Here is a 21,300-nt window from a genome sequence, read left to right as displayed (position 1 = left end):
TACGGATCGGATTTTGTCAAAGCGGAACAGGGGAAAACGCATGCGCTATCTCAAAATGACAACACTTGCACTGGCGGCGTTCACGGGGCTTACGAGCGTGGCTTCTGCAGCAGATCCTGCAAAGTGCGAAACTATTCGTATGTCTGATCCGGGTTGGACAGATATCACTTCAACAAATTCCATCGCCAGCGTGCTGCTCGACGGTCTGGGCTATAAGCCCGATGTAAAAACCATGTCGGTGCCGATTGGCTATGAGGCCCTTAAAACTGGCAACACCGATGTATTCCTTGGCAACTGGATGCCGGCGCAACAGAAATTCCGTGACGATCTCGATGGCGCCAAGGCTGCTGAAGTTCTGGTGAAAAATCTCGAAGGCGCCAAGTTCACTCTGGCTGTACCAGATTATGTCGCCAAAGAAGGCGTGAAGGACTTCGCCGATCTCGCGGCTCATGCCGACAAATTTGATAAAGAAATCTTTGGCATCGAGCCGGGAGCTCCGGCCAATCAAAATATTCAGAAAATCATCGAAGACAAAAAATTCAAGCTCGACGGCTGGAAGATCGTAGAATCGAGCGAACAGGCTATGCTTGCACAGGTTGATCGCAGAAACCGGGACAAGCAATGGGTGGTCTTCCTGGCCTGGGCGCCGCATCCCATGAACACCAAGCTTAACATCGAATATCTGTCTGGTGGTGATGATTACTTCGGACCCAACTATGGCGGCGCTGAAGTTTATACCCTCTCTCGCACTGGCTGGGCGGGCGAATGCCCGAATGCAGCGAACTTCTTCAAGAAACTTGTCTTCACGGTCGATATTGAAAACGAGTTGATGGATAAGATCCTGAATGAAGGTGCCGAAGGGCCAGCAGCAGCTACTGCATGGCTGAAAGCCAATCCCGAGCATATCGATAAGTGGCTCGAAGGCATCACCACTTTTAAAGGCGAACCAGGAGCAGCGGCGGTCAAGGCAAAACTCGGCCTTTAAACTGCGCTAAACATCCATTTTCGGCGGGCGTTTTCAACGTCCGCCGCTCTGCGTTTGATTTCTTTTAATTTATGGTCTTAGCCAAATGAAAAAGCCGAATATCCTCGTTCTGATGGTTGATCAGCTGAACGGAACATTCTTTCCTGATGGGCCTGCTGAATTTCTGCATGCGCCAAACTTGCGCAAGCTTGCCGAGCGCTCAGCGCGTTTTGCAAATTGTTATACCGCAAGCCCTCTATGTGCTCCGGCACGTGCATCGTTCATGTCTGGACAGCTACCGTCTCGAACGGGCGTCTACGACAACGCTGCTGAATTTTCCTCCGAAATTCCAACCTATGCGCATCATTTACGCAATGCGGGCTATCAAACAGCTCTATCTGGCAAAATGCATTTTGTCGGTCCGGATCAACTGCACGGCTTTGAGCAGCGCCTGACGACAGACATCTATCCCGCTGATTTTGGCTGGACACCTGATTATCGCAAGCCCGGCGAACGCATTGATTGGTGGTATCATAACCTCGGTTCGATCACTGGTGCGGGATCGGCAGAAATTACCAATCAACTCGAATATGACGACGAGGTCGCCTATCAGGCAGAAGCCAAGCTCTACGATCTCGCTCGCGGTCATGATGAACGCCCCTGGTGTCTAACGGTGAGCTTCACACATCCGCATGACCCCTATGTAGCCCGCAAACGCTTCTATGATCTTTATGCGGATATTCCGGAACTTGATCCTAAAATCGGACCATTACCAGAAACCAAAATCGACCCGCACAGCGAGCGTCTGCTGTGTGCCTGCAAGGCCGAAGATTACGATCTCACACGTGAGCAGATAAGAACTGCCCGGCAGGCATACTTTGCCAATATCTCCTATGTCGATGAGAAAATTGGCAGTCTTCTCGATGTGCTTGAACGGTGCGGCATGAGTGAGAACACACTGATCGTATTCACTTCAGATCATGGTGATATGCTCGGGGAACGTGGCCTTTGGTTCAAAATGAACTTCTTTGAAGGCTCTGCGCGTGTGCCACTGATGATCGCGGCACCCCAGTTAACGCCGGAATTGGTAGAAGAAGCCGTATCCACGCTTGATGTGCTACCAACGCTTTCCGATCTTGCGGGCATAGACCTTAAGGGCATCATGCCATGGACAGATGGTGTATCGCTTGTTGATGTTGCTTCAGGAGCAACGTCGCGTGGCGCAGTGCCTATAGAATATGCTGCCGAGGGCACCATTGCACCGATGGTTTCTTTGCGGGAAGACGACTGGAAGCTGAATATCTGTAGGGTCGATCCCCCGCAATTGTTCAATCTTGTGAATGATCCGCATGAACTGGAAAATCTGGCGGCCTCGCCTGAGTATAGGGAAACATTTGAGCGTCTTATCCGCCAAGCCGAGAAGCGTTGGGATCTTGAGCTTTATGATAGTCAGGTGCGAGCCAGTCAGGCGCGGCGCCATGTGGTTTATCCAGCACTTCGCAATGGTGCTTATTATCCATGGGATTATCAGCCATTGCAGAAGGCATCGGAGCGTTACATGCGCAATCATATGGATCTGAATGTTCTTGAAGAAAATCAGCGCTTTCCGCGTTAACTCTAATAAAAAGGCTGATCTTTGATCAGCCTTTTTATTTAACGGAGAATGTCTGAAAGGCGCTTCTGTTCTTTTTCCATGCGATCAAGATTGAGACCTGCAAGCAGATCCAGAATATGCGTCTTCATCAAGGTTTCCGCGTCTTCAACCTTATGCTGCTCAATAGCATCCACAAGCGCATTATGAGCATGGCTTTCGCAGGTCGTTTCCCGGCGTTGCCAATAAAGCGCAATAATCAGCGATGAGCGCGGCAACAGTTCGGCAACAAAACCTGCCAGAATGGAATGCCCTGCAATCTCTGCAAGGTCGAGGTGAAAGCGCGCCGAAAGCCTGATCGCATCGCTGTCGCGACCGGCATGGAGGGCGGCATGTTCGTCATCAAGATGCTTGCGGAGCCTGGCGATATCGGCCGCTGTAGCCACCTTGGCCGCAAGTGCCGCAACTTCCGGCTCAACCAGAGTTCGAGCCTCAAACACTTCTCGCGCTTCTTCCCGCGAGGGTTCGGCAACAAAAGCGCCGCGGTTGGGTTCAAGCCGCGCAAGGCGATCATGCGACAGCGCTTGAAGAGCCGATCGCACGACTGCACGGCTGACAGAATAGATCGTTGCCAGCTCATCTTCCGGTAGTTTGGTGCCAGGCAGTAACTGATGGCTGACGATTGCATCACGCAAGCCTTGATAAACGGAATGCCAGCGTGCCGCCCCATTATTATTGCCGTTTTCAGTCGTGTCTGGTGCGTTAGAGCCAAAAAAATTCATTTGTGTCCGGATGCCAGGTTATTCAGACCGCAGAATGCTCTGCGAACATACAGAGCCTTCAGAGCTTTTCATGTACATATCGAACTCACCTTAATAATTGTCAACAAATTCGGTCATTTGATCTACAACATGGTGTCGATACATTATCCTTATGCTCAGCTCACCGCCCTGGTGAATATGGTTCAAACATCCCTTCAAAGGTCTTTGTCCGCGGTGGCAAATATCCGCCTCTCTTGGATGTCTTCAAGCCGAGACTAACCAGCCCTTCGCAGAGCTTGACCGCAGCGGTGACACCATCAATTACCGGCAAGCCATGTTCCTGCGATAAGGATGCAGCGAGATCAGCCATGCCTGCACAGCCAAGCACAATCGCTTCCGCATGATCATCCCGGATCGCGCGCGCTATCTCTTCAGAAATTCGCTTTCGTGCATCAGAATCGGGAATTTCGAGTTCCAACACGGCAACATCGCTGGCTCTTACACGAGCGCAACGCGTCGCCAACCCGTAGCGTACCAGATTATGCTCGATAGCAGGTACGGAGCGGGAGAGGGTGGTTACCACACTGAACTTGCCTGAAATCAAGCTCGCCATGTGGAAAGCAGCCTCACCGATGCCAATCACAGGCATTGTGCTGGCACAGCGTGCAGCATCCAATCCCGTATCGTCGAAACAAGCTATGATGCAGGCATCAGCCGACGAATGCTTTTGCATTTCGCCGATCATACCAGGAATTGCAAAAACCTCGTCGAAGTAACCTTCTATGCTGGGTGGGCCGTCCTTGGGATTGACGGCTATGATATTGGTATCGGTCGCTGCTACGCTTCGCGCGGCTTCGCCGATTTTACGCGTCATGGAAGCGGTCGTATTCGGGTTGACGACAAGTATGTCCATTTCCTCAAACCATCTTTTTTTATCGTTGTTGATGGCTTAAAGCGCGTTGCCCTTGCAATATTCACTTCGCGCTTCAAGTTATTGTTTTCAAGCAGAAATCCTGATCTCGATTTCTGAAAATTCTTTAGGCATAGTAATGCCTCAAAGCAGAATTCAAGCAGCCGTGCCTTGCCCCCACGACACGGCTGCTGATCCGGTGTCGCAACTTAGATTTCGCCCCCCAGATAAAGTTTCTTCACGCGCTCATCAGAGATGAGTTCTTCTGAATTGCCGGAGAGCACAATCTTACCGGTGGTGAGCGCATAAGCCCGCTGCGAGATACGAAGTGCCATACGCGAGTTTTGCTCAACGAGCAGAACACTCACTTTTTCATCGCGGTTGATGGCTACAATCGAACGCGCAATATCCTGCACAAGCTTTGGTGCAACGCCCAATGATGGCTCATCAAGAAGCAATAGCTTAGGTTTTGCCATAAGCGCGCGCCCGATAACCAGCATCTGCTGTTCACCACCACTCATGGTGCCTGCTGCTTGCGAGTATCGCTCCTTCAGACGAGGGAAGCGGCCCATCACCATTTCCAGCGTATTGGCGATTTCTGCCTTGCTGGAGCGGGTAAAGGCTCCCATCAGGAGATTGTCACGCACGCTCATATATGGAAAGACACGGCGTCCCTCCGGCACCATAGCGATACCCATTTCAACAATCGTATCCGAACGTGTTCCATCAAGGCGACGTCCCTCGAAATAAATCTCGCCTTTGCGCAATTTGTTCAGCCCTGTAATCGCTCGCAGAATTGAGGATTTTCCAGCGCCGTTTGCACCGATGAGGGCTACTGTCTCGCCTTCATTGACTGTCAGCGAAACGCCTTTGAGGGCATATACGTGATCATAATAGAGTTCGGCATCGTTGACTTTCAGAAGCTCTGTCATGATCAGTATCCAATCGTTTCATCTTCTGCGCCGAGATAGGCTTCGATGACTTTTTCGTTCTCCTGAATCTCCTTAGGCGTACCTTCCGCAATCTTCTGACCGAAATTGATGACAACGATCCGATCAGAGATATTCATGACGGCTGGCATATCGTGTTCAACGAGAAGAACAGTGACCCCGCGATCCCGCACGGCACGCACCATTTCCACTGCTTTGACGGTTTCATCGTGGTTCATGCCGGCAAAAGGTTCATCAAGCAGCAGGATCTTAGGCTCCGTGGCCAACCCGATCGCGATGCCAAGCGCTCGAAGATGACCATGGGGAAGGGTCTGGGCAACTTCATTGCGCTGACTGCCAAGCCCTAGAAACTCAAGAATTTCGTCGGCAGAACGGCCAAATTCCTCCTGATCTTGTCGAGCCAGCCCCGTGCCGACATAACATCCGAGGAAACTTGCTTTGGCGCGCAGGTGATGAGCGACAATCACATTGTCTCGCACCGTCATGCCTTTGAAGATAGTCGTTTCCTGAAACGTGCGAACTACGCCTTTACGGGCGACGATGTGCGGAGCAAGCCCCGATATACGTTCACCTTTAAAGCGAACTTCGCCGGTCGTGGGTGTGATAAAAGACGCGATCAGCTTGAAAAGAGTCGACTTTCCCGCACCGTTCGGCCCGATCACAGATAGAATTTCCTTTTCCTTTACCGAGAAGGAAACCTCGTTGACTGCCACAAGCCCGCCAAAACGCTTGGTCAGCCCTTTGACTTCGAGAAGTGCACTCATGATCTCGATCCTTTCTTGCCAGTCAGTCGAAGGCTGAGCAGGCCGTTAGGCAGGAACAGCATCAGAATGATCAACAGGCTTGAGAAGATAAGGAGCTGGAATTTTCCGGTCTGAAACAGGAAATCCCAACCGAAATAGAGGACAAAAGTGCCGATGATTGGCCCGAAAACATAGCCAAGCCCACCAAGGAAGCAGTTGAGCATGAAGTTGACAGAGTCCGTAACAGTGAAACTCGAAGGATAGATTGACTGCGAGATTGCCACGAACATCGCACCGCCAAGACCGCCAAGGAAAGACGAAATGGCATAAGCCAGTACGCGCAGATAAGTAATGTTGACGCCAATAGAGGACGCGAGTTCTTCGTTCTGTTGCAGCGACTGGCAAAGCCCGCCGATGCGCGAATGAATAAGCCGGTAAAGCCCGGCGAAGCAGAGCACCATCAGCACAACCGACACGTAATAGAAGGCTGCACGCGGGTTCTGGAGCGTTGCGAAATCCGGCAGGATCGTCAGGCCGAATATCGATATGCCGCCGGGCATCGGAATGCTGACCATGCCCTTCGCACCATTGGTGATTGGCAAGGCCATCGCCAGCAACCGCGCAACTTCCGTGAGCACCAGTGTGACCATAGCAAAGTAAACACCGCGAAGCCTCAGGATCGGTATGCCGATAAGGATACTGGCGAAGGCACAGAACAGTCCGGCCAATGGCAGCGTCAGCCAGAAAGAAATGCCATATTTGACCATGAGGATGGCCGAAACATAGCCGCCCATCAATGCGTAGGCACCCTGACCGATATTGATGCGGCCAATATAGAAGGTAAGCCAAACACCACCGCTGACGATAGATAACAAGGCCACGGAAGTCAGTGTATAATAAAGGTCGTTGCGTCCGGTTACTTCGATGAGCAGCGGAATGCCGATCAGTACGAGTGCGAGAAAGGCAACGACGCCAAGGAGTTTTGTTGTCTTTGTCATGATTGCCCCCATCAACCCCAAGGTTTGCCCATAAGCCCATTCGGGCGGAGACTGAGGAAGACCATCAGCCCGGCAAAGATGACGAGATAGGTGATATCACCATAAGGACGCAGCACAGTGAGGCCGACCGACTCCAGCATGCCTAGGATGAAGCCGCCGGCAATTGCACCGCTGACGACACCTGCGCCACCAATCATCACCATCATGAAAGCCTTGATGGAAATTGCTCCACCAATACCTGAATTAACACCGGTAATGGCAACCAGCAGACCGCCGACGAGGCCTGCCAGCATAGCTCCCATTGCGAAGCCAATCATCGAATATCGATCAACATTCACACCCATCAACTGCGCAGCCACGCGGTCCTGGGCGAGCGCGCGCATTGCACGACCGGGTTTCGTAAACTGCATAAAGAGAACGAAAGCAGCGATGAAGATGACGGCGAGTGCGCCGATCAACATGCGGTCATAAGGCATTATCAGCCAATCAGAAACGAAGACACCGTTTATGATTTTTGGCACGCCGCGCTGCTTTTCGCCAAAAAGCAGAAGGATAATCGCATCGAGAAAGAACGCGACCGCCGCCGCAAGCAGCATTGTGCTTTCATCTCGCAGACTTCGTTTGATGACGGGCCTGAATAAAAGCTTCTCAATCAGTGCACCGACAATCATCAAAGTGACTGCAGAGGCGAGCAACGCCACGACAAATGGTAAGCCGAGCTGACCATAGATCGTGTAAGTGACGAAGCCGCCGAGCACATACATCTGGCCGTGCGCGAAGTTGAGGACGTTCATCAGTGCGAAAATCAGCGTCAATCCTAACGCGATCAGTGCATATTGCGCACCGAGATACAGCCCATTGGCTATAATTTGTTCCATGAAGGCAGACTCCCCCTGCGGAGACAGGGCCAAGCCAAAGCCTCCGTGACAGTTCTTTACGGTTGGGAGGCCTGATGCGGACCATAACACCGCATCAGGCTATTGCTTGAGTGCCGTTCGTTTAATCGACTTTCGCCACGAACAGCGTTTCAAACTTGCCGTCCTTGTACTCTGTCACAACCATCGGAATGCCGATCTGGCGCTTCTGGCCAAACGACGTCGTGCCAACATAAGTCAACTTCGCATCGTCCCCCTTCACGAAAGGGTTCTTTGCGGAAAATGTATCCATGGTCTTCATGAATTCTTTGACATTGTCGATTGCAGCAGGATTGGCTTTGATCGTTTCGATAATATAGTCGAGCGCATAAACCTTGGTGTTGGACTCGTCATTATACTCGCCGTAGGCTTTCGTGTAGCGATCAACGAATTCCTTCATGGTGTCTGACGCGATTTCCGGCGTCGAAGCACCGCCTACAGAAATGAAGCCATTCGCAAGCTCACCCGCACCTTCTTCAAGAACTTTGGCGTCTTGAGCAGTTTCGGTTGAGATGAAGCCCTCGTAACCGAGCTCACGCGCGGCACGGATGAGAAGTGGCGCATTGCCTGGTGCAACACCTGAAAGAACCAGAAGGTCAGGCTTCTGCATGATGATCGGTGTCAAAACCGGCGTAAAATCACGGGTGTCGTTCTGGTAGGCATCGCTGGTAGAAACGACTTCAAGGCCAAGAGCCTTGGCAGCTTCGATGCCGCTATCGCGCTGGCTCAGCGGATCTGATTCATTGGCGGCAACGAATGCGACGCTCTTAATGCCCTTATTGTCCTTGAGGTATTTATAGATCGCCGGACCGGACTGATAGTTGGCGATCATACCCAGAACAGCGTTGGATGCTGGGGGCGTATAAAGCTCTTTCGGGAATGAATAAGGGAAGTAGATGATCCCTTTGGATTCGGCGACCGGCCGCACGGCAGCGGCACCGTCATCTACATTTGGCCCTACGACGTAATGCACGCCTTCCTGAGCCATTTTTTCCATGCCGGCAATGGCACGCTTGGGATCTTTCTGGTCATCGAAAGTGACGATGTTGATCTTGTAAGTATCATCGCCGATCTTCACACCACCGGACTCATTAAGCCAGTCTGCACGTACCTGCATCGAACGAACGTTAGAAGTGCCCCATGCCGCAGCGGGCCCACTGGTTACACCGACAAAACCGATTTTGAGTTCTTTGTCTGCTGCTTGGGAGGCATTGGCGGACATGAGCGCAAAAAGTGAAACGGCGCCCAGCGCCGCAGTTTTGATAACTGCGCGTCTGTTAAACATTTTTATTCCCCTTGTTTAAATCACCCCTCTCTCGTTTGATGGAGAAGAGCATGATGGATTGAACGTCACATCTAAAAGATTGTCAACAATATTAATTCCCATCATAAACAAAATGGCGATAAGGTGATCACAATGCTTATTAGCAAGAGATCAAACACTTCATTTCTAATGGCTTACGTCCAACCAGCGCCTGTGAAAAATACAGACTTAGTCAGGAGACAATTTCATTCAATATTGAATCGTTCAAACCACGTTATTTGTTTGTTTTATCGCATTTGCCTCACGTAAAACCGCTTCGCACTTTTTGCTCAAATGCATTAGTGTTTGTTGAATGCAAAATGAATTGCGGTCACGTTTGACGCAAACTCCAGACTAAAGAGATCTCATGTCCGTCCAGCGCGTAAGTTTCTATATTCTTCTGGCTCTGGTCACTATAGCCTTCACGTGGCTGCTTATTCCTTATTATTCTGCGGTTCTTTGGGGCGTTATCCTCGCGGTCATATTCTATCCGGTTCAACAATGGCTGCTGCGGGTTCTGCGTGGGCGGCGCAATGTTGCCGCGCTGTTGTCGGTGTTGATGTGTATCTGTTTGGTGATCATTCCAACGCTTTTGATCTTTGGATCGCTGGTTCAGGAAGGCAATTCGCTCTATCAGCGGCTCAGTACGCGTGAGTTCGATCTGAATAGCTATATAACCAGCATTCTGGGAGCTTTGCCCGACTCCCTTGAGGAATGGATGGTTCGTTTTGAACTTGGTAGTTTTGCCGAATGGCGTTCGCGCATTTCATCCGCCATCTTGCAGGGCAGTCAAATCTTTGCTGGCCGGTTGGTGAGCTTTGGTCAGAACACACTTCAGTTCTTCATCAGCTTCGGCATCATGATCTATTTGCTGTTTTTCCTGTTCCGCGATGGCGCAGAACTGGGCGCTAAAATTCGCCAGGCCATTCCTCTTACCGATGAATATACTGGCCAACTTCTGGATAAGTTTACCGCAGTCATCCGCGCCACCGTTAAAGGCAACATCATTATAGCGCTTATTCAAGGAACGCTTGGCGGCTTGACCTTCTGGTTCCTTGGCATTGAGGCCGCATTGCTTTGGGGGGTGATGATGACAATCTTCTCACTGCTTCCCGTTGTCGGCGCTTCTCTCGTATGGGGACCGGCAGCCATCTGGTTTATGGTCAACGGTATCTGGATAAAGGCGGCAGTCCTTGTGTTCGTAGGTGTTTTCGTAATCGGCCTGATCGACAACTTCCTGCGCCCGCCGCTGGTCGGTAAAGGCACGCGTATGCCCGACTTTGTCATACTCATCTCGACGATTGGCGGTATTTCGCTGGTGGGAATAAATGGTTTTGTCGTCGGCCCAATGATTGCGGCAATGTTCATCGCTGCCTGGTCGCTTTTGGCTCAAGAGCAGAACACGGTAATTCCGCCTCAGACAGACGCTGATTAAAAACTCACACGGTGCGGGAGGGGCTTAAAAGCAAGAAAGCCCGCTGCACTGGGAGGAGGAGTGTGCAACGGGCTGATCTGTAAAGCGCGACTGGGAGGAGGAGTGCCGCGCTTCGCGTTCAGTTTCTGGGAGGAGGAGTGAAACTGAACAACCCCAAAATAGGAGCGGGACCCGCCACTTACAAGAGGCGATGCTGCAAAGCAGTTATGCATTTATGAATAGCTTAAAAAAGAAACCGCCCCGCAGCGATATACGCGCTGGGGCGGCTCTATCCTCCTCCAAGTGGAGCCGACAATAACGGCCAGCGATTAAAAAGCAACCCCTTAATATTCAACTCTAATTTTCAGAATTTACTGAAATCAATGTAGGAATGAGCACTCCTACAAAATAGCTATGAAGCTTTAATTTCACAGTCTTCATCGCCCAACTTGCATTGTGTAATTTTTTAATCCTTATGTAAAAAAATACACAAGTCGATCAGATGTTATATCTCTTCCCAACGAACTTAACGTTCCTTTCTTTAATCGATTAAACCTTTATGACGCCTGGCGTTCCACAACCCGCGCATACCCCTTATCCACATTTGTATATTTAAAGTTGACTCATAATATCATGATTAATATAGCCTCCAGTTAACATGAGTCTTTTTATCATCTTAATGACATGGCGGTGACAGCCAATTCGGGGGTTGCAATGAAAATGAAGTCGAGACGCGGCAGCTATCTGTTGGAAACAACGGTTTTGGGCGGAGCAATTGGTTTGAGTCTTCTGGCGGCAATGCCCGCTTTTGGACAAACTGTTCAGAATCAAAAAGCGGCGGGGGCGGATCAGCTGGCTCAAAAGAAAGAGCAGGCACTTCAACTCGATACAATTACCATTTCCCCAAATATTCAGAACCAGGCTGCCATTGATGCCATGGCATCCACGAGTGTCATCACGCAGCAGCAGCTTGATCGCATTCAGGCAACGACGGCCGCTGACATTTTCCGTTCGACACCCGGCGTGCATGCGTCCTTGAACGGAGACGACCCGGCGACATCGATCAATATTCGCGGTCTTCAGGAGTATGGTCGTGTTGCAGTAACGATTGACGGCGCACGTCAGGATTATTGGCGTGTCGGTCACGGCTCAGGTTCATTCTATATCGACCCGGAAATGCTCAAGCAGGTAACGGTTATTCGCGGACCTGTTTCCAATGCATACGGTTCTGGTGGCATCGGCGGTCTTGTCGCTTTTGAAACCAAAGATGCGGGCGACTTCCTGCGCGACGACGAAACCTGGGCGTTGAGCGAAAAGCTGCGTTACGAAAGCAACGGAAATGGCTGGATGACCAGTACGGTCGGCGCCTATCGCCTCAATCCGAACTTCGATGTTATTGGCAACATCAATTATCGTGATAGCGATGCCTATAAGAATGGTGATGGCGATGTCGTCCGCTGGACCGGTGAACGCGTCGTCAGTGGCCTTGGTAAAATCACAATCCGACCGGCAGACGGTCACGAGGTCAAACTCGGTTTCCAGCGCCAGAAATATAACGACATCATGACGGGCAGCAGCGGATCTACCTCCAGCACACTGTCTCGCTATAATGCTGAAACGATTGTCAGCACCTATACCGGCAACTACACCTATAAGCCTGACGATAATCCATTCTGGGATCTGTCGGTTAATGCCTATTACAGCGATACCGACAATGACCAGTATCAGGTCTGGACCAAGGCCAACATAGGCAAGACCCGTTACTACGATGTTTCGACAGCTGGTTTCCGTGCCTATAACAGTTCACGCTTTGAAACGGCGGCCATGAGCCATACGCTCACTTATGGCGTGGACTATTATAAGATGCGCGGTGAATCTGACACCGACAACTTTGGCAACGGCGAACAGCAGGCTTATGGCGGCGTTATCCAGTGGCAGGGTGATTATCAGAAGTGGCTCGAGCTGATCGGTGCCCTGCGTTACGATGGCTACCGCCTTGACGGCACGACCAAGGCCACCAATGTTCTGCCTTCGGAAGATGTCAGCGTCGATGGCAATCGCGTTTCGCCGCGTTTCAGCGTCGGTGTGACGCCGTGGGATGGTGTTCAGTTTTACGGCCTGTATTCTCAGGGATATCGAGTTCCCCATATGCAGGACATGTTCAGGCAGAACGGAGCGCACGGTTCAGGATATGAACCGAACCTGCTTCTCAAGCCCGAAGTCGCAACTTCTTATGAATTTGGCGTCAATCTGCGTCAGGATGGCATTCTGGACGCTGGCGATCAGGTTCGCGCCAAGCTCAACCTCTTCCATACAGACGTCAAGAATTACATCAACACCGTCAAGACCGGCAGTGTGACGACATCTGAGAATGTCGGCGATGCACGTCTGCGCGGGGTGGAGCTGGAAGGCACCTATGACAACTGGTGGGGCTACGTGAACCTTGCGGCTTCTTATACCGACGCGGAAATGAAGGATGGTGTTTACAAGGGCGAAAGCCTGAGCAACACGCCGCTCAACAACCTCAGTGCAACGTTGGGCCTGAAGGCCTTTGAAGAAAAGCTGGTTTACGGTGTCGAATATGAAAGCATCGGCAAGGTCAATCGTGCGCTTACAACGGGTGGCATCAAAGTCTATCCGCGCGTCGATCTCGTAAACATCTTCGCCAATTGGCAGGTTACTGACAATGTGAAACTCGACTTCGGCGTCGATAACCTCTTCAACAAAGCCTATACCGATGCACAGACCGGTTGGGCCACAAGCACGGACATCGAACAGGCAAAAGGGCGCACTTTTAAGATCGCCATCACTGGTCGCATCGGCGGCTGATTTTGCAGCGGGCGAGGCGGCTATTTACCTCGCCCGCCACCTCCGATCAGAACAACAAAACTTTTCCAGAACACTCAACTTTATGCTAGTAAGATTCTGGAAAACACAGATTGAGAAAAGCCGTGTCCAAGACGTCATCAGAACTGACAGCCAGGCTGACAAGCCATTCCCATATTAGCCTTCAGAAAGGCGAAGCTTATCTGCCGAGCATTATTGACCGGCTGAATTCCTATCAGGCTCAGTATGATAGCCATGAAGGTCGCCATGCTTTCGGTTACGATTTCGGTCGGATAGAAATTGATGCCGCTGATAACGGCTATCGCGTTTCGCTTTTCGCTGATGAGGATATCGGTTTGCATCGTCTCAAAGACCTCGCAGCCGTCGCCATCAAGCTTTACACCAAAGAAGAAGCGCCGGAGATTGTGTGGCAAGGCGACCGTGCAGGAGAACAGGTTCTGCCGCAGTTTCGACTGATGCACGTTTTATCGACGAGCCTTTTCACACCGCATATGTTGCGCGTGCGGCTTGCCGGAGAAGACCTGAAGCGCTTTTCGCTCTTTGGAGCTATGCATGTTCGCCTATTACTTCCGACAGAAGAGGTGCCTGAGCCAGTCTGGCCTATCATGGGACCAAATGGCCTGCCATTCTGGCCCGATGAAGCACGCAAACCGGCATCACGTGCCTATACGATCCGCGGACTTGATATCGATGCTGGCTGGCTTGAAATAGACTTCTATCTGCATGAAGTGGAAGGCTTGGCCTGCAAATGGGCTAAAGGCGTGCAGATTGGCGATACTGTTGGCCTGATGGGACCAGTGGGACGTCCGCTGCGCCAGGCGAGCCGTTACCTGATCGGAGCCGACGCCACCGGGTTGCCAGCTATAGGACGTATGCTGGAGGAATTTTCCCCGGACGTAACAGGCCGTGTTATCATCGCTGTCGATAGTGAGAAAGACGTACAGCCGTTGCAGCATCCGCAAGGTGTTTCCGTCGACTGGATTATCGATTCAGATCAGAAGCGTGCCGCAGAAACATTGACGCAAATTCTCTGCGAAGCCGAATGGCCAGAAGGTCCGGATAGTTTCGGCTGGTTTGCGGGCGAGGCGGATCAGGCCAAGATTGTTCGACAATATTGGCGGCAGACACTCGGCAAGAGCCGAGAGAGTACACTTGTTGCCGGATATTGGCACAAGGACGCAGTAGGTTTCATGGCCGGTTAATGCAGACTGAAGCTAGAGCGCATCCCGAAAAGTGTGAAACGGTTTTCGGGCAAAGATGCGCGTTAAAACAAATATTTAGAGCGTCGAGCTGATCCAATCAGATCGAAACGCGCTCCAAAACAAGCGGTTTGGGCACATTTGTTTGCCCCCGCTTGATTGATAGGCTGTTTCCGAAAAATGCTGACCTCGGAGTTCATAATAACCTTTCGCTTGCAAACGGAATGCGCTAGGCACCCTACTAATTGTGAATAGAAGGAGCCGGGCCGTGGCCGATTTGTTGAAACGCTTTGCCAGCTATTACCGACCGCATCGCGGTTTGTTTATACTGGACTTTTCAAGTGCTGTGGCTGCGGGTCTTCTGGAGCTCGCCTTTCCGATTGCAGTAACACTCTTCATCGACCGGCTGCTGCCAACGGGCCAGCTTGGCCTTATTTCACTGGCAGCCATCGGTTTGCTTGGGATCTATGTGCTCAATGCTTTCCTGCAGGTTATCGTAACCTATTGGGGCCACATGCTCGGCATCAATATTGAGACCGAGATGCGCCGCAAGGCTTTCGATCATTTGCAAAAGCTGTCCTTCGGCTTCTTCGATAATCAGAAAACTGGCCATCTGGTTGCCAGATTGACGAAAGATCTCGAAGAGATCGGCGAAGTCGCGCATCATGGACCGGAAGATCTGTTTATCGCCATCATGACACTGATCGGCGCGTTCTGTCTTATGATGTGGGTTCATGTTCCATTGGCCCTAATAACGGCTGTGATTGTGCCGCTTTGCGCCTATGTGACGCTGCGCTATGGCGGCCGCATGACAACAACATGGCATGCGCTCTATCGCCGTGTCGGTGACTTCAATGCCCGTATTGAAGAAAATGTCGGCGGTATCCGTGTCGTGCAGGCCTTCACCAATGAAGACCATGAGCGCAAGCTCTTTGCGGAAAGCAACGAGAACTATCAAAAAACAAAGCTCGCCGCCTACAAGATCATGGCAGCCTCTATGTCGCTGTCTTATCTCTCGATGCGCTTTGTGCAGGTCGTGGTTATGCTTGCAGGTGCCTGGTTTGTCGTGCGCGGTGAACTGACTGCGGGTGGCTTTGTCGGCTTCCTGTTGCTCGTCAACGTCTTCTTCCGCCCAATCGATAAGATCAATTCGGTTATCGAAACCTATCCGAAGGGTATTGCCGGTTTTCAACGCTATATCCAGTTTCTCGATACCCGCCCTGATATTGCTGATCGTCCGAATGCAAAATCGGTTGCACGCCTCAAAGGTGATATCGAATACCGCGATGTCAGCTTTGGTTATAATTCCGAGCGACCAATCTTCGATGGCCTGAACATGACAATCAATGCGGGCGAAACAATCGCTTTTGTTGGCTCGTCGGGGGCGGGCAAGACGACGATCTGCTCGTTGTTGCCACGGTTTTACGAAGTTAATGGCGGGGCCATTCTGGTTGACGGTATAGACATTCGCGACATGACGCTGAAATCGCTGCGTTCCAACATCGGAATTGTCAGTCAGGATGTCTTTCTGTTCGCAGGAACTATCCGCGAGAATATTGCCTATGGTCGTTTGGACGCAAGTGATCAGGAAATTGCCGATGCCGCCCGTCGCGCGCGTCTGGATGCAGTCATTGCTGCAATGCCAGAAGGTTATGACACGGTTATCGGCGAGCGGGGCGTCAAGCTTTCCGGTGGACAGAAGCAACGTCTCGCAATCGCGCGTATTTTCTTGCGCAATCCACCGATCCTGATTCTCGACGAAGCCACCTCTGCTCTCGATACGGAAACCGAGCGCGCGATCCAGCAGTCTTTGTCGGAGCTTTCAGTTGGTCGCACAACGTTGGTAATTGCACATCGCCTTGCAACCATCGTTAATGCGGACCGAATTATGGTTGTCGAGGATGGCCAGATTGTCGAGCAGGGCAATCATGCCGAACTCCTGTCTGTAAAGAATGGACGCTACAAGCGCCTCCATGCGGTACAGGCAGGCTCGTCAGGTGACGGGCTGTTTTCAGCCGCCGGTTGACTGGAGGCTTCACCCTGAATGCATCAAGAGCTATTGTTTCCTGAAGTCATCTAGGAAACAATGTCATGACCACGATCAGCATCAAGCGGATTTATGAAGTACCACAATCCGAAGACGGATTTCGCGTATTGGTTGATCGTATATGGCCACGTGGCATGACCAAAGAGAAAGCAGCACTCGATCTTTGGGCCAAAGACATTGCTCCTTCGTCAGCGCTGCGCAAATGGTTCAACCATGACATCTCCAAATGGAGCGAGTTCGAGAACAGATATCGTGGCGAGTTGGCAAACAACGAGGCCGCGATACTCGAACTCATGCAGAAGGCGGCTCAGCGGCATTTGACGCTGCTTTATGGAGCCCGAGATGAGCAGCATAATCAGGCAGTCGTCCTGCGAGATTTCATTCAGTCTCTCACCTAAATTAATCACAAAGAATTATGAATATCTATCTGTAATATATAGAATAATAGAACACCCTGAATATGAGAATTCAGGGTGTTTTTATTTGTCAGCTTTTAGTCAGAGCGCTATTCTACCACTTGGTGTGGACTTTCAGCAGAGCCTTACGACCTTCGCCATACCCACAGACGAAGACGCCCTGACATCCGGCGACATAGTTCTTGTCGAACAGATTGGTCACGTTGAGATCAATGCCCCAGTTATCCTTTTCATAGCCGAGTTTCAAATCGGCGAGGGCTACGGCTGGGACCTTAAGCGTGTTTTCCTCATCAGCATAAGATGAGCCAATATAACGGACACCACCACCCAGAGTTACACCTTCGAGCTTGCCTTCAGGCACCTTATATTGAACAAAAACAGATGCCTGCTGTTCAGGCAAAAGATATGGCCTCTTGCCAACGAGTGCGTCGTTGCTCTGGTTTTCTTTGATCTTCAAGTCATACGCGGTCACTGAAGCTGTCAATTTCCATGCATCGGTGATGTTGGCCTGGACTTCCAGTTCGAAGCCGCGCGAATTAACCTTGCCAAGCTGCTCGCGAGCAAAGCTGGTGCCGGTTAGCGCATTTTCTTTGGTCAGATCGAACAGCGACGCCGTGATCAGACCGTCAAAGAGTTCAGGACGATATTTCACGCCCACCTCATATTGCGTGCCTGTTTCAGGTCGGGCATAGCTGCCGTCATAAAGCGTTTCGATGATCGGATTAAAGAAGGTCGCAACGCTCAGATAAGGCGTGATACCATTGTCAAATTGGTAACCCACACCGGCACGGCCCGACAGGCGACCAGTATTATACTCATAAGCGGGCAGGCCGGTTGCATCGGTCCAGACATAATCATAACGACCGTTTGCCGTCACAATCCAGCCATCACCAAATTCGATACGATCCTGCGCATAGACGCCAAGCTGATGACGGCGCAAATCCTGATCAATATACGGGTCCCACATTGGCCCCTGTGGCTCGCCATAAACCGGATCATATGGATTGATAGGCGTCGCACCGCCGGTTTGCTGCATCTGATTGATGCGGAAATACCGATATTCAGCACCGAACAGCAGATTATGGGTCAGAGCACCAGTAGTCACAGCACCTTCGAGCTGATTATCGGCCTGAAAGGTATGGACGGTCGTGTCGTGCTTGAAGTTGATGCGCGAGACATTCGGATCGCCGGGCGCGGGCTGTGGGAGAAAATTATAGCCATATGCATAGAGGCTATGTTCTTTGACATGCGCAAAGCCGTAGCGAACATTCTGACGAATGGTCCAGTCATTGTCGAACTGGTGTTCGAACTCGTAACCGATCTGGGCCTGCTCTCGCTTATAATCGTCCAGATATGGCTCAGTGAGGTTGGTCTTGCGCGAAATCTTGCCAAATTCGGTAGGAACGACTGTGCCAAAGTAAGGGAGGAAGCCGCCGCCATCATGTGTCAGGTCGAGGTGCGTATAATTGGCAAGAATGGTCAGACGTGTCGATTCATCCGGCTTATATTCAATGCTCGGTGAAATGACGCCGCGGAACTCCTTGGAATAGTCAGTATAGTTGTCGCCACCCTGAATCTTGCCATTGATGCGATAATTGACCGTATCGGTAGCCTTATCGCCAATATCGAAACCGAGATAACCGTTGCCGTAGCTGTTGATACCAGCTTCCAGGTAGCGGATGCGTTCACCGGTCGGACGCCTGCTGATATAGTTGACGATACCGCCCGGATTGGCCCCACCATAAAGTGCCGAGGAGGCACCGCGCAGGACATCGATACGCTCGATATCAAAGCTATCGATAAGAAAGCCCCCGAAACCGTAGCTGAAATTCTGCAATCCATTGAGATAAGTGCCGTACTGCGTCGCTTCAAACCCGCGAATATAGATCCAGTTTGTATCGTTATCGACGCCGAAAGGCTGACCGAGTACGCCCGGTGTGTAACGCAAAGCTTCATCGAGCTTCTGTGCACCTATGGCATCCATTTGATCGCGTCCAACGACAGAAACCGATTGCGGGATTTTCTCAATCGCCACGCTGCTTTTTGAACCCGTCGTCGTTGCTACCGGAACAAAGCCTTCTACCGGTGCTGTGCCATCTGATGACCTGCCACTGCCAGTCTGTACGACAACGGTATCAAGACGGATCGATGTATCAGCATCTTGTGCGTAAGCTGACGTGCCCGTGAGCGGAAGCAACGCAAGCGCGGTTCCACTCGCCAACAGCATCATCATTTTTTGCTTCATCGATATCGTCATATGGCTATGGCCCCTCATATAATCTGATAAATGCCTGCTTGATTGACCGAAATATCCCCTCCGGGCGTATTCTCAGGCATGATCATTGCAAACCCTGATCAGACTGCAATTAATATGAGTATTTACATCAAGATATTATGCGAAGATTGATCGTTATTACGCTAAATTGAACGATATTTTGCTAATATGATGGTCCTCTCAGAAGAAAGCTCTAGGAGCGCGACCGCAGCCAAGCAGCGGGTGTAATACCGATCAACTTCTTGAATACACGCGTAAAATGAGCTTGATCGGAAAAACCGGTGATAGCGGCTATATGGGGCAGCGATGCGCGGGGCTGCAGGAGAAACATCTGCGCATGGTCAATGCGCCGCTTCATCTGCCAGGCGTGTGGAGAAACACCCGTCGATGCTTTGAATGCGCTGCAGAAATAGGATTCTGAAAGCTCTGCAAGCGATGCAAGCTCCTGAAGACGGATTATGCGATAATAATTTTCCTCGATGAAATCAGTGACACGGCGTAACTGCCACGGCGAAAGTTTGCTCTTGCGTGTCGCCTGTTCGGACCGTGCTTCAAACAACTCGCTGACAAGTGCATTGATCAGGCTCTCACCATAAAGCCCATGCAATGGGGCGTCCGAGAGACACTCCTCCGCAAGGAGCGCACCAATCTGTTCGATTTTGTTATTGGAGAAGAGCAGGCGCGGACGCTCCACGGCATTGATGTCAAGCGCATTGCCGAAGCGCTGTTGGAGCGTGCGGATATCGAGATGTAAATCGAGATGTTTCAGTTTTCCCGGTCTGGTAACACGGCTCCAGATTGTCATGCCTGCGGGTATGTAGCAGAGCTTCGGTTGTTCCGCTGTTTGCGCAACGGCTCGAGCGCTTTGCTCAGGCTTGATCGCCAACTCGCCGCGACTTTCAAGTACCAGAAAAAGACGTGGGGCCTGCGAAACATATTCTCCACGCGCGCCAGGACCGCATTCCACTGTCCACACATCCGCAATGGCACCATTCCAGACGCGATAATGAAGATCGTCCAGCAAGCGGACGTCTTCGATGTGGCTTTTCATATGCGGATGGAAGCCCAATAGGATTTTTCCCGATGAAACAATTTTAACATGTATATATTCGTCATGTTTTGCTATCAACCGGCCAAACATAGTTTTAACGCACGGCTGCTATCCGAAAACGGGATAAATTGATGACTTCCGCATTGTTCGAACTTGAGAATGTCAGCTTCGCAGTTCCCGGGCGCACCTTGTTGCAGCCTTTGACCATGTCGATCCCAGCGGCAAGCCTCACAGCACTCATCGGACACAACGGGTCAGGAAAGTCGACGCTTTTAAAAATTCTGGCCCGCCAGCACCCTGCATCGGGCGGAACAGTGCGTTTTGCAGGCAAGCCGCTAAACGAGTGGGGTGATCGCGAGTTCGCGCGCAAACTCGCTTATCTACCGCAGCAAACAGCGGCAGCATCGGGCATGCTGGTCAAAGAGCTGGTCGCACTTGGTCGCTATCCATGGCACGGCGCACTTGGCCGCTTCGGCACAACTGACCGTCAGAAAGTTGAAGAAGCCATTGAACTGACGGGCATCTCACCTTTTGCGGATCGTATGGTCGATACGCTTTCGGGGGGCGAACGTCAGCGCGTTTGGCTCGCAATGCTGGTCGCACAGGATGCAGAATGCCTGCTGCTGGACGAACCGACATCGGCGCTCGATATTGCACATCAGATTGAAGTTCTCTCGCTTGTGCAGAAACTCTCGCATGAAAAGAACCTGAGCGTGTTCGTTGTTCTCCACGACGTGAATATGGCGGCACGTTTCTGCGATGCTGTATTCGCACTACACAGCGGTCGCCTGATCGCTCAATCGACACCGACCGGGATTATGGTGCCTGAGCAGCTAGAAGAGATTTACGGCATTCAGATGGACGTCATGAAACATGCATCAACGGGCCACCTGATCGCCGCACCTCGATAAAAGGAT

At 51.3% G+C, this 21,300-nt stretch carries 17 protein-coding genes; 8 read left to right on the top strand and 9 right to left on the bottom strand.

The window, feature by feature from the left end:
- Positions 1 to 40 precede the first annotated feature (40 nt).
- Together choX and betC are read left to right on the top strand one after the other, a co-directional pair.
- Entirely contained in the window at positions 41 to 985 is a 945-nt protein-coding gene (gene choX / locus ACSME1_RS17450) for a choline ABC transporter substrate-binding protein (protein WP_435655085.1), read from the top strand.
- Positions 986 to 1,070: 85 nt separating this feature from the next.
- Entirely contained in the window at positions 1,071 to 2,579 is a 1,509-nt protein-coding gene (gene betC / locus ACSME1_RS17445; RefSeq protein ID WP_435655084.1) for a choline-sulfatase, read from the top strand.
- A 38-nt stretch (positions 2,580 to 2,617) separates the two neighbouring features.
- Here betC and ACSME1_RS17440 read toward each other — a convergent pair whose 3' ends face one another.
- From ACSME1_RS17440 to ACSME1_RS17410, 7 genes are all read right to left on the bottom strand, one after another.
- Positions 2,618 to 3,337 (bottom strand): GntR family transcriptional regulator, encoded by a 720-nt coding sequence (locus tag ACSME1_RS17440; RefSeq protein ID WP_051514714.1) that lies wholly within the window; start codon positions 3,335 to 3,337, stop codon positions 2,618 to 2,620.
- Positions 3,338 to 3,497: 160 nt separating this feature from the next.
- The gene (locus ACSME1_RS17435; protein ID WP_424576862.1) at positions 3,498 to 4,229 is read right to left on the bottom strand and encodes an aspartate/glutamate racemase family protein; all 732 of its coding nucleotides are present in this window, start codon (positions 4,227 to 4,229) and stop codon (positions 3,498 to 3,500) included.
- Positions 4,230 to 4,435: 206 nt separating this feature from the next.
- On the bottom strand, positions 4,436 to 5,158 hold the full coding sequence (locus ACSME1_RS17430) for an ABC transporter ATP-binding protein (RefSeq protein ID WP_024896233.1): 723 nt from the start codon (positions 5,156 to 5,158) through the stop codon (positions 4,436 to 4,438).
- Positions 5,159 to 5,160: 2 nt separating this feature from the next.
- Positions 5,161 to 5,940, bottom strand: coding sequence for an ABC transporter ATP-binding protein (locus ACSME1_RS17425; protein WP_424576863.1), 780 nt, complete (start codon positions 5,938 to 5,940; stop codon positions 5,161 to 5,163).
- A complete protein-coding gene (locus tag ACSME1_RS17420; protein ID WP_036566741.1) occupies positions 5,937 to 6,917 on the bottom strand; it encodes a branched-chain amino acid ABC transporter permease in 981 nt (326 codons plus the stop codon). The genes ACSME1_RS17425 and ACSME1_RS17420 overlap by 4 nt, the downstream gene beginning before the upstream one ends.
- Positions 6,918 to 6,928: 11 nt before the next feature.
- Positions 6,929 to 7,795 (bottom strand): branched-chain amino acid ABC transporter permease, encoded by an 867-nt coding sequence (locus ACSME1_RS17415; protein ID WP_024896230.1) that lies wholly within the window; start codon positions 7,793 to 7,795, stop codon positions 6,929 to 6,931.
- A 121-nt stretch (positions 7,796 to 7,916) separates the two neighbouring features.
- Entirely contained in the window at positions 7,917 to 9,116 is a 1,200-nt protein-coding gene (locus tag ACSME1_RS17410; protein ID WP_024896229.1) for an ABC transporter substrate-binding protein, read from the bottom strand.
- 385 nt (positions 9,117 to 9,501) lie between these two features.
- Here ACSME1_RS17410 and ACSME1_RS17405 point away from each other — a divergent pair, with 385 nt between their 5' ends.
- The 5 genes from ACSME1_RS17405 (at position 9,502) to ACSME1_RS17385 (ending at position 17,039) form a co-directional block, all read left to right on the top strand.
- Positions 9,502 to 10,569, top strand: a complete 1,068-nt coding sequence (locus ACSME1_RS17405; RefSeq protein WP_024896228.1) for an AI-2E family transporter — start codon at positions 9,502 to 9,504, stop codon at positions 10,567 to 10,569.
- Positions 10,570 to 11,268: 699 nt separating this feature from the next.
- Complete coding sequence (locus ACSME1_RS17400) at positions 11,269 to 13,377, top strand: TonB-dependent hemoglobin/transferrin/lactoferrin family receptor (RefSeq protein ID WP_435655083.1); 2,109 nt, start codon at positions 11,269 to 11,271, stop codon at positions 13,375 to 13,377.
- A 122-nt stretch (positions 13,378 to 13,499) separates the two neighbouring features.
- A complete protein-coding gene (locus tag ACSME1_RS17395; RefSeq protein WP_424576865.1) occupies positions 13,500 to 14,597 on the top strand; it encodes a siderophore-interacting protein in 1,098 nt (365 codons plus the stop codon).
- A 265-nt stretch (positions 14,598 to 14,862) separates the two neighbouring features.
- Complete coding sequence (locus ACSME1_RS17390) at positions 14,863 to 16,620, top strand: ABC transporter ATP-binding protein (protein ID WP_105706286.1); 1,758 nt, start codon at positions 14,863 to 14,865, stop codon at positions 16,618 to 16,620.
- A gap of 65 nt (positions 16,621 to 16,685) precedes the next feature.
- Positions 16,686 to 17,039 carry a DUF488 domain-containing protein gene (locus ACSME1_RS17385; protein WP_024896224.1) on the top strand — a complete coding sequence of 118 codons (354 nt, stop codon included), beginning with the start codon at positions 16,686 to 16,688 and terminating at the stop codon, positions 17,037 to 17,039.
- Between the two features lie 112 nt (positions 17,040 to 17,151).
- Here the strand turns inward: ACSME1_RS17385 and ACSME1_RS17380 are convergent, their stop codons facing one another.
- Together ACSME1_RS17380 and ACSME1_RS17375 are read right to left on the bottom strand one after the other, a co-directional pair.
- On the bottom strand, positions 17,152 to 19,284 hold the full coding sequence (locus tag ACSME1_RS17380) for a TonB-dependent siderophore receptor (protein ID WP_435655456.1): 2,133 nt from the start codon (positions 19,282 to 19,284) through the stop codon (positions 17,152 to 17,154).
- Positions 19,285 to 19,525: 241 nt separating this feature from the next.
- On the bottom strand, positions 19,526 to 20,383 hold the full coding sequence (locus ACSME1_RS17375; RefSeq protein WP_424576869.1) for a helix-turn-helix transcriptional regulator: 858 nt from the start codon (positions 20,381 to 20,383) through the stop codon (positions 19,526 to 19,528).
- Positions 20,384 to 20,514: 131 nt separating this feature from the next.
- On the opposite strand from ACSME1_RS17375, the gene ACSME1_RS17370 reads away from it, so the two are divergent.
- Complete coding sequence (locus ACSME1_RS17370) at positions 20,515 to 21,294, top strand: ATP-binding cassette domain-containing protein (RefSeq protein ID WP_100557010.1); 780 nt, start codon at positions 20,515 to 20,517, stop codon at positions 21,292 to 21,294.
- The last annotated feature ends 6 nt before the right edge of the window (positions 21,295 to 21,300 follow it).

It is taken from the genome of Brucella pituitosa (assembly GCF_965577835.1).
Lineage (GTDB): Bacteria > Pseudomonadota > Alphaproteobacteria > Rhizobiales > Rhizobiaceae > Brucella > Brucella pituitosa.
Note: the sequence above shows the minus strand (reverse complement) of the source record. Positions and strands in the feature narration are given on the sequence as shown.

Coding starts and splice junctions, on each gene's coding strand:
- ACSME1_RS17425 (WP_424576863.1), bottom strand. CDS start 5,940: ATGAGTGCACTTCTCGAAGTCAAAGGGCTGACCAAGCGTTTTGGCGGG.
- ACSME1_RS17410 (WP_024896229.1), bottom strand. CDS start 9,116: ATGTTTAACAGACGCGCAGTTATCAAAACTGCGGCGCTGGGCGCCGTT.
- ACSME1_RS17420 (WP_036566741.1), bottom strand. CDS start 6,917: ATGACAAAGACAACAAAACTCCTTGGCGTCGTTGCCTTTCTCGCACTC.
- ACSME1_RS17415 (WP_024896230.1), bottom strand. CDS start 7,795: ATGGAACAAATTATAGCCAATGGGCTGTATCTCGGTGCGCAATATGCA.
- ACSME1_RS17370 (WP_100557010.1), top strand. CDS start 20,515: ATGACTTCCGCATTGTTCGAACTTGAGAATGTCAGCTTCGCAGTTCCC.
- ACSME1_RS17385 (WP_024896224.1), top strand. CDS start 16,686: ATGACCACGATCAGCATCAAGCGGATTTATGAAGTACCACAATCCGAA.
- ACSME1_RS17380 (WP_435655456.1), bottom strand. CDS start 19,284: ATGCTGTTGGCGAGTGGAACCGCGCTTGCGTTGCTTCCGCTCACGGGC.
- ACSME1_RS17405 (WP_024896228.1), top strand. CDS start 9,502: ATGTCCGTCCAGCGCGTAAGTTTCTATATTCTTCTGGCTCTGGTCACT.
- ACSME1_RS17430 (WP_024896233.1), bottom strand. CDS start 5,158: ATGACAGAGCTTCTGAAAGTCAACGATGCCGAACTCTATTATGATCAC.
- ACSME1_RS17400 (WP_435655083.1), top strand. CDS start 11,269: ATGAAGTCGAGACGCGGCAGCTATCTGTTGGAAACAACGGTTTTGGGC.
- choX (WP_435655085.1), top strand. CDS start 41: ATGCGCTATCTCAAAATGACAACACTTGCACTGGCGGCGTTCACGGGG.
- ACSME1_RS17435 (WP_424576862.1), bottom strand. CDS start 4,229: ATGGACATACTTGTCGTCAACCCGAATACGACCGCTTCCATGACGCGT.
- ACSME1_RS17375 (WP_424576869.1), bottom strand. CDS start 20,383: ATGAAAAGCCACATCGAAGACGTCCGCTTGCTGGACGATCTTCATTAT.
- betC (WP_435655084.1), top strand. CDS start 1,071: ATGAAAAAGCCGAATATCCTCGTTCTGATGGTTGATCAGCTGAACGGA.
- ACSME1_RS17440 (WP_051514714.1), bottom strand. CDS start 3,337: ATGAATTTTTTTGGCTCTAACGCACCAGACACGACTGAAAACGGCAAT.